General features: G+C 40.8%; 3 protein-coding genes. All 3 read left to right on the top strand.

Going from position 1 to position 4,434, the window contains the following annotated elements:
* Nucleotides 1-75 precede the first annotated feature (75 nt).
* Nucleotides 76-843 (top strand): phosphopantetheine-binding protein, encoded by a 768-nt coding sequence (locus LC574_RS28310; RefSeq protein ID WP_368736746.1) that lies wholly within the window; start codon nt 76-78, stop codon nt 841-843.
* A gap of 252 nt (nt 844-1,095) precedes the next feature.
* Entirely contained in the window at nt 1,096-1,539 is a 444-nt protein-coding gene (locus LC574_RS28305; protein WP_229456987.1) for an aspartyl protease, read from the top strand.
* Nucleotides 1,540-1,961: 422 nt separating this feature from the next.
* The coding region (locus LC574_RS28300; protein WP_229456986.1) for a type II toxin-antitoxin system RelE/ParE family toxin at nt 1,962-4,434 on the top strand (2,473 nt) is incomplete at its 3' end.

Below are 4,434 nucleotides of genomic sequence, written 5' to 3'. Positions count from 1 at the left end.
AAATAAAAAGCTTTACTTCGTTGCGCTCGGAACGGCGTAGACCGCGAAAGCGATCCCCTACCGTCTTTCCATGAAATTGATGCCCTAGCTGAAGTTATCGGCAACAAATCCCTAGATTTTTGCGTGTTGCAATCATCCCTTTCTAGTGTTTTAGGCGGTTTGGGATTGGCAGCTTATGCCGCCGCCAATGCAGTTATAGATATGTTTACTGTGAAACAAAATCAAAGCAGTACATTTCCCTGGATTAGCATCAACTGGGATGCTTGCCGAGATGATGCATTTGAGATTAACAGTGGTTTTGGAGCAAATTTAGCCGCACTAGCACTTACCCCTCAAGAGGTTTGGGATGCTACCTGCCGAGTTCTCAACTTAGGCTTACCGGAGTCTGTCGTAGTTTCCAAAAGCAGCCTCCACAAGCGTCTAGAGCAATGGGTAACACCAAAAACCTCAAATGCAACCAAAACAGAATCATCCACTGATACTGCCCATACACGCCCTAATTTAGCCAACGAATATATTCCACCCAGCAACGAAATAGAAGAAGCGATCGCCCAAATTTGGCAAGAACTCTTAGGAATTACACCCATTGGCATTCATGATAACTTCTTTGATTTAGGCGGACATTCCCTACTGGCAATTCAAGCCATCTCTCGAAAGCGCGATCGCTTTGGGATAGAACTCTCTATGCGGAGTTTACTGGAGGAAGCACCAACTGTGGGTAGCATTGCAGCAGTTATTGCATCTCAAAAACCAAAATCTCAGGATTTAGCAGAAATAACCGCATTATTAAGTGATATTCATAACTTATCACCGGAGGAAGTAGCACAACAACTTCAAGAGTAGGTAATGGAAAGCAGAAATAAAATTGTTCACATTTTTGGTATATCTTTCCTGTATAAAGATTATGAAAATAAGCGAACACTGCCTATAAATATTTATGCCTAAGAGGGTGATAAAATAAAAGAGATATAGCAGTCCTAAATAATTTATAAAATTTTCTGTTTCTTTTCTTGGCGCTCTTGGCGGCTTGGCGGTTCGATTAGGATGGCTAGATCAATCAAATTGCCATAATCTAACTTCAGGGAGAATAATGTTGTGGCAACAAATCTAAGGGAGACAATGGGCAAAGTTACAAGTAAAATTACAGTTGCCAACCGTATTGACCAAATTTTAGCCGAACGAGGATTTATTTCCTCAGATCAAATTCGTTCAGTTACATTGAATGATGTTTTAGTCGATACTGGTGCAACTCGATTGTGCTTGCCAGAAAATATTATCAGTGAATTAGGACTAGTACTCCAAGGTGAGGTTGATGTCAAAATTGCTGTAGGGATACAAAAAGTTCGTATATTTAGAGAGTTAAACCTATTAGTTCAAGGTCGGGAAGGAACATTTAATTGTATTGAACTACCAGCAGGTTCAAACCCATTGTTAGGACTAATTCCTTTAGAAGATTTAGGGTTAGAACCAGATTTAAAAAATCAACGTCTCCGGGTTTTACCATTAGAGGGAAAAGATACTTATCTTACGGTACTTTGAAATTCCCATAAAACAGAATTCAAAATTTAAAATTTAAAATTGGTGAATACTCTAACTGTAAAGGGATAGAGTTTTAATAATGAAGAATATTTAATACTAGTTTCGCCCAATAAAAGCGTTAGCGTAGCAAGACAAAGTTCGGTATTAACCCTCTTGTGTCACTTTTCCCCAGATAAAAAGATGAAATACTTGCTAAACAAGAGTTTCAGGCTCAAGCGATGATGATGTTTATAATACTAGAAAATAAAGCCACAAACCCAACCCTAGTCTAAGGTTTAAACATTGCTGTTGATTTTTGTTTTCGGAGAGTGACAAAACAGGGTTAAACCAAAGCTTCTCATCCAGTCGTACAAAATACATAGTAAAATTCTGACTCCTGAGTTCTGAATTCTTCTTCATAAATTCAAAATCTAATATCCAAAATGGCTGACTATCTACAACTCCTAGCTAAATTATCACCAGAACAACGACTACTATTTGAACGCCGCTTAAAAGAGCGAGGATTAACATTAGGACAATCTTTCACCATTCCCAAACGCCCTGATACAGAAAATATTCCCCTATCCTTTGCTCAACAACGCCTCTGGTTCATTCAGCAACTCGAACCCACAAGTTGTGTTTACAATGTCCCCTGTGTTCTGCGGCTGCGGGGAGTCTTGCAGGTGTCAGCATTAGAAAAATCTCTAAATGAATTACGACGACGACACGAAACCTTACGCACTTGTTTCACTACCAACGCCCAAAAGCAGCCTATCCAAGTCATTACACCTTGGGAACCCCTGGCGCTTCCGATTATTGATATCAGCGAAATTAACACTCCGTTAGAAGTGGAAAGGTTAGCCCTAGCACAGGCAAAACTCCCCTTTGATTTGAGTCAACCCTTATTGCGATCGCTCCTATTATATTTAGGAGAACAGGAGTATATTTTACTACTGACAACTCATCATATTATTTCTGATCGCTGGTCGATTGGTGTCTTTCTAAAAGAATTATCGTTACTATATTCAGCATTTGTCCAGGGAGAAACTTCATCATTACCAGAGTTACCTATTCAGTATGCTGATTGGGCGCTGTGGCAAAGGCAACAGTTACAGGGCGAGTTTTTCACAGAGCAAATTAGTTATTGGCAACAGCAATTGGGTGGTGAATTACCTATTTTACAATTGTCAAGTCGTCCACAACCAGCCGTACCCACCTATAGCGGTTCACATTATCCTGTGGCTTTATCGCCATCCCTATCCCAAGCAGTCAAAGCTTTAGCAGCCAAGCAAGGGGTAACACTGTTTATGCTGCTGTTAACCAGCTTCCAGGTATTGTTGTATCGTTACACAGGAGAGAATGATTTAGTTATTGGTACTGATATTGTTAACCGCGATCGCCAAGAAACTGAAAATTTAATCGGTTTGCTGGTGAATACGCTGGTGTTGCGTACCAATTTGGCAGGAAATCCCACGGTGCAGGAATTATTGGCGCGAGTGCGTGAGGTGGCGCTTGCAGCCTTTGCCCATCAGTATTTACCCTTTGAAAAATTGGTGGAAGTGTTAAATCCTGAACGGAATCTCAGTCAAATGATGCCGTTATTCCAAGTTAAGTTTGATTTACAATTAGCATCGGTGCGATCGCCACAATTGCCAGGGTTGACTCTGGAACGGTTGCCTTTTGATGAAGACACGGCAAAATACGAATTACGTCTGAATTTACAGGATACTGAGCAGGGGATTACTGGGCAGTTTGAATACAGTACAGATTTATTTGATGTTGCTACAATTGCCCGCATGGCAGAACATTGGATTACTTTGCTAGAGAGTATAGTTGTAAATACTGAGCAAAGGCTGTCAGAAATATCTATTTTAACCCTAAACGAACAGCAACAATTTAAAATTTGGAACCTAACTACACAAGAATATCCTAATCATCAGTGCCTTCATCAACTATTTGAAGCGCAAGTGGAACGGACACCGGATGAAATAGCGCTGATTTTTGGTGAGCAATCTTTTACTTATAGAGAACTCAATAGTAAAGCTAATCAATTAGCACATCATTTGCAACATTTGGGTGTGGAAGTAGAAACACCTGTAGGAATTTGTCTGGAACGTTCTGTTGAGATGGTGATTGGGGTTTTAGGGATTCTCAAAGCGGGTGGAGTATATGTACCTTTAGATCCAGCTTATCCTGAAAGTAGGTTGAGGTGGATTCTGGAAGATGCACGAGTTCCGATTCTGTTGACTCACAAAGATGAAAAACTCCACCCACAAGGGGATGGAGTTTTTGGGCATGGGGAATGGGGCATAGGGCATGGGGAAGAAATTACCAATGCCCTATGCCCTATGCCCCAAGCGGCGGGGCGGCTGTCCCTCTACAGACACCTGGGGATGGAGTTTCCCGCCGCTTTCGATGAAAAGCTCACGCAAAGTCGCAAAGGCGCAAACGAAGAAAGAAGGGTTATTTATTTAGATGAAGATTGGGAAGCTATAGCTAAAAATTGTGTTAATAATCCTGTCACCAAGGTTACACCGGAAAATCTGGCGTATTTGATTTATACTTCTGGTTCTACAGGGAAGCCGAAGGGGGTGATGATTGAGCATCACAATCCAGTTTGTTTATTGTATTGGGCGCGGGAGGTGTTTAGTGCAGATGCGATCGCTGGTGTATTAGCCTCAACTTCAATTTGCTTTGATTTATCAATATTCGAGTTATTTGTACCTCTGAGTTGGGGAGGGTTAGTCATCCTCGCAGAAAATGCCTTGGCGGTGCCGAATTTGCCAGCTAAAAATAGAGACAATGGTTATCGAATTAGAGTAGGAGACTATCGCATTATCTATGATATTTTGGATGAAATTTTATTGATAACTATCATAGAAGTTGGGCATCGTAGTAGTATTTATAAAGATAAAA

It is taken from the genome of Nostoc sp. CHAB 5715 (assembly GCF_020829685.1).
Classification (GTDB): domain Bacteria; phylum Cyanobacteriota; class Cyanobacteriia; order Cyanobacteriales; family Nostocaceae; genus Nostoc.
The sequence above is the reverse complement of the archived record's forward strand: the minus strand, read 5'-3'. Positions and strand labels throughout refer to the sequence as shown.